At 64.0% G+C, this 236-nt stretch carries 1 protein-coding gene; it reads left to right on the top strand.

From position 1 onward, the window contains the following. On the top strand, nucleotides 1–236 hold a 236-nt coding region (locus SB756_RS35345; RefSeq protein WP_410913918.1), incomplete at both ends, for a hypothetical protein.

The raw sequence follows: 236 nt of genomic DNA, 5'->3' as shown, positions 1-236 counted from the left end.
CCTTCGAAGACACCTGGAACCGCCGCGAAATCAAGGACTGCCCGGACCTGCTGCAACTGGCTCGCAGCTCGCTACCCTCCACCACCCTGCAGATCCACTACCGCTCGGCCTACCGCGAGCTGATCGGTTTCTCCAACGCCTCGTTCTACGGCAACCGCCTGAGCATCCCGGTACGCCATCCCCAGGCCAATATCCTCGCCATCAAGCCGCTGGAGCTGATCCGCGTGGACGGCGTC

It is taken from the genome of Pseudomonas sp. SIMBA_068 (genome assembly GCF_046534705.1).
Classification (GTDB): domain Bacteria; phylum Pseudomonadota; class Gammaproteobacteria; order Pseudomonadales; family Pseudomonadaceae; genus Aquipseudomonas; species Aquipseudomonas putida.
The sequence above is the reverse complement of the archived record's forward strand: the minus strand, read 5'-3'. Positions and strand labels throughout refer to the sequence as shown.